Origin of the sequence: Rhodovulum sp. (genome assembly GCF_011048875.1) — a bacterium.
GTDB classification, from domain to species: Bacteria; Pseudomonadota; Alphaproteobacteria; order Rhodobacterales; family Rhodobacteraceae; genus Rhodovulum; species Rhodovulum tesquicola.
On record NZ_DSDD01000424.1, the window covers coordinates 1 to 3,568 of the forward strand.

General features: G+C 67.5%; 4 protein-coding genes. 2 read left to right on the forward strand and 2 right to left on the reverse strand.

What is annotated here, in order from left to right; all coding sequences use genetic code 11:
• Positions 1-188: 188 nt before the first annotated feature.
• Both ENN83_RS14510 and ENN83_RS14515 read left to right on the forward strand, forming a co-directional pair.
• Positions 189-506 (forward strand): hypothetical protein, encoded by a 318-nt coding sequence (locus ENN83_RS14510; protein ID WP_287188153.1) that lies wholly within the window; start codon positions 189-191, stop codon positions 504-506.
• Between the two features lie 208 nt (positions 507-714).
• Positions 715-1,758, forward strand: coding sequence for a cytochrome-c peroxidase (locus tag ENN83_RS14515; RefSeq protein ID WP_287188155.1), 1,044 nt, complete (start codon positions 715-717; stop codon positions 1,756-1,758).
• An 85-nt stretch (positions 1,759-1,843) separates the two neighbouring features.
• Here ENN83_RS14515 and ENN83_RS14520 read toward each other — a convergent pair whose 3' ends face one another.
• Both ENN83_RS14520 and ENN83_RS14525 read right to left on the reverse strand, forming a co-directional pair.
• Positions 1,844-3,202, reverse strand: coding sequence for an HlyD family type I secretion periplasmic adaptor subunit (locus ENN83_RS14520; protein ID WP_287188157.1), 1,359 nt, complete (start codon positions 3,200-3,202; stop codon positions 1,844-1,846).
• Positions 3,199-3,568: ATP-binding cassette domain-containing protein (locus ENN83_RS14525; RefSeq protein WP_287188159.1), on the reverse strand; the 370-nt coding region annotated here is incomplete at its 5' end. The genes ENN83_RS14520 and ENN83_RS14525, both read right to left, overlap by 4 nt.

Here is a 3,568-nt window from a genome sequence, read left to right on the forward strand (position 1 = left end):
GCAGAACGGTCCATCACGACCCAGCCCATTACGATCCAACCGCCGCCGCTGCCCGGCATATTTAAGGTGCCGGGCAGCGGCTCCCTTCTAACCCGGGAGCCTGTGATCGTCGTAAGACAAGCCAGGTCCCGGGCCCGGAACACACCGTCGACTGCCTGTCCAAGGCCCTCGACCGGATCGCCGCCAAGATGCCGCGCGGTGACTATCGGGACGCGAAGAATGCCCTTACCCAGGCCGCGTGCGATCTGGGCACTCTGGCTGCGGCCAATCGCGACCGGACCCAGCCGCAGATCAGGCTGCGCCAACCCTCGGGCGAGACCACCCCGGCGCTGACCCCGGTGCGCCCCGAGGCACTTGCCAGCGTGAACGCGGCCGCCGCGCAGATCCTCGAAGAGGCAGAAACGCGGCTGCTGCGCTCGGCCGAAAGCTCCGCGCGGCGCATGGTGCATTACCAGCGGATCGCAGCGGCCGTCGGCTCGGCCAAGGTGCTGCTGCGCTCGGCCTGACGGGCCGCCGGTTCAGGGTCGAAAGGTCGCAGCCCCGCCGGGATCGGGCTGTTTTCCCTGGAAATCAGCCATCTTGCCTACCATCGCGTGCAACGAGATACCGAAAGCCCCGGCAAATCGGCAAGGGACTTGATGCAGGTCAAGGCTCGCACTTGGAAGCATTCCAAGGTCAGGACAGCGCGCGAACCTTTGCAAAACGGTGCTTACCATGAAACGTCTCCTCTCGACCGCGCTTCTGACAACCGCGATGGCGCTGCCCGTCTCGGCCTCGGACCTGCGGCAGATGGCGCTCGACTATTTCGAGCCGCTGCCCTCGACCATTCCGCAGATAGCCGACAACCGGGTGACCCCCGAAAAGATCGAGCTTGGAAAGGCGCTGTTCTTCGACCCGCGCCTGTCGGCCTCGGGGGTGTTTTCCTGCTATTCCTGCCATAACCTGACCACCGGCGGCGACGACAACCTGGAAACCTCGATCGGCCATGGCTGGCAGAAGGGGCCGCGCAACTCGCCCACCGTGTTCAACTCGGTGCTCAACATCGCCCAGTTCTGGGACGGCCGCGCCGAAGACCTCAAGGAACAGGCCAAGGGGCCGATCCAGGCGGGCGTCGAGATGGCGAACACGCCCGAAACCGTCGTGGCGACGCTGAACTCGATGCAGCAATATCGCGACTGGTTCTCAACCGCCTTCCCCGAAGAGGCCGACCCGGTCAGCTTCGACAACATGGCCCGCGCGATCGAGGCCTTCGAGGCCACGCTGATCACGCCCGCACCCTTCGACGCCTTCCTGAACGGCGACGAGATGGCCCTGACCGACGTCCAGAAAGAGGGTCTGGTCCTCTTCGTCGACAAGGGCTGCGTGACCTGCCACAACGGCGTCAATCTCGGCGGCAACGGCTATTACCCGTTCGGCCTGATCGAGAAGCCCGGCGCCGACATCCTGCCCGAGGACGACAAGGGCCGTTTCGCCGTGACCGAGACGGCGATGGATGAATATGTCTTCCGCGCCTCGCCGCTGCGCAATGTCGGCGTGACCGCGCCCTATTTCCACTCGGGCAAGGTCTGGGATCTGAAGGTGGCCGTGCAGGTCATGGGCATCGCCCAGCTGGGCGAAGAGGTCAACGACGAGGAAGCCGACAAGATCGTCGCCTTTCTGCACAGCCTGACCGGCGAGGTGCCGTCGATCACGCTGCCGGTTCTGCCGGCCGAGACCGCCGCCACGCCGCGCCCGACCGCCGAGGTCATGCCGAACTGAGGCCGCGCAGCACGCGCAAGAAAAAGGGGCCGGCCATCATGGTCGGCCCCGTTCCGTTCGCACCCGTCGCAGACCGCCCGCCGCGCTATTCCTCGCGCAGCGCTCTGTCGAAATAGATCTTCAGCGGCCGCACCAGGTAGGACAGCGGGCTGCGGTCCCGGGTGCGCAGGAACACATCCACCGGCAGGCCGGGCATCAGCTGCACATTCGGCATGTCCGCCAGCACACTGGTATCGGGCAGGATGACCGCCTCGTAATAGCTCATGCGCGTCGCTTCGTCGAACAGCGAGTCGGCCGAGATCCGCAACACCTCGCCCGGCAGTTCCGGCGTCGTCCGGCTGTTATAGGAGGTCAGCCGCAGCGACACAGGCTGGCCCGGAAAGACCTGGTCGATATCCGACGGGTCGATCCGCGCCGAAACCTGCAAGGCCTGACCGCCCGGCACGACATACATGATCGGCGCGCCGCCCTGCACCACCGCGCGCACCGCGAAGATGCTGGAACCGAACACCACGCCATCCACCGGGCTGCGCACCTCCAGCCGCGACAGCCGCTCGGCCAGGCTCAGGCGGCGCTCGGCCAGTTCGATCTCGGAATATTGCAGGTCGCGCAACTGGCTGATCGCCTCCTCGCGGCGCGTATCGACCAGCCGCAGCGCCTGCACCGCCAGTTCCGAGATCCGCGCGCGGCTTTCGGCGGCCTGGGACATCAACCGCCCGATCTCGCCCTCCAGCCCCGCCTCGTCGCGTTGCAGCGCCAGCACCTGCCCCACCGGCACAAGGTTCTGGTCAAAGAGCGTCTGCTTGTCCGTTAGTTCGCGCTCCACGAGACCAAGCTGCTTTTCCAGTGCCGCGATCTGGGACAACGTGCCCTCGATCTGGTTCTCGATCTGGCTCCTCTGCTCGTCGAGCTGTTCCAGCTCCTGGGCCAGCGCCACGCGGCGGGCGGCGAACAGGCTCTGCTGGCCCTCGATCTGGCCGCGCATCCAGTCGGGATCGAGATGCTCGAAGCCCGACAACTCGCCGATCACCAGCGTCTCGACCCCGTCGCGCTCGGCCTCCAGCCGCGCCTTGCGGGCCTCGATCTCGAACAGCTGGCGCTCGACGATGGCCAGTTCCGACCGCAGGAAGGTGCCGTCCAGCCGCAGCACCACATCCCCCGCCGCGACCGTATCGCCGTCGCGGGCCAGGATCTCGCCAACCACACCGCCCTCGGGATGCTGGACCACCTGCCGGTCGCTCTCGACCTTGACCGTGCCCGTCGCGACCACCGCGCCCGCGATGCTGGTCGCCACCGACCAGCCCCCCAGGCCGCCCACCAGCAGCACGATCGCCACGATCCCCACCGCCAGCGGCAGACGCGCCCCCGGCAGACCGCCCGCCGCGCCGGGCGCAGCCGCGGGACCCGCGGGCGGCGCGGCGGCCTTCCTGTCGGCCTCGCTCATCCGCCCGCCCCCTGAACCGTCGTGCCGCGCACCGATCCGATGGTGCGCTGCACATCGCCCGCATTGCGCATCAGCGAGCGCACGATCTCGTCGCGCGGCCCCAGCGCCTTCTGCTGGCCGTTGTCAATCACCAGCAGCCGGTCGCAAACCGCGATGGCCGATGGCCTGTGGGTCATCACGATCACCGATTTCCCCGCCTTCTTCATGTCCGAAACGACCACGTTCAGCGCCTCCGACCCATCAGCATCCAGCGCCGAGTTTGGCTCGTCCAGAACCAGCAGAACGGGATCGTGATACAGCGCGCGCGCCAGCGCCAGCCGCTGGCGCTGGCCGCCCGACAACAGCCCGTCGCCCTCGACCAGCGGC

Bases quoted from the DNA above. Each gene is read 5' to 3' on its own strand.
- ENN83_RS14510 (WP_287188153.1), top strand. From the start codon at position 189: ATGCCGCGCGGTGACTATCGGGACGCGAAGAATGCCCTTACCCAGGCC.
- ENN83_RS14515 (WP_287188155.1), top strand. From the start codon at position 715: ATGAAACGTCTCCTCTCGACCGCGCTTCTGACAACCGCGATGGCGCTG.
- ENN83_RS14520 (WP_287188157.1), bottom strand. From the start codon at position 3,202: ATGAGCGAGGCCGACAGGAAGGCCGCCGCGCCGCCCGCGGGTCCCGCG.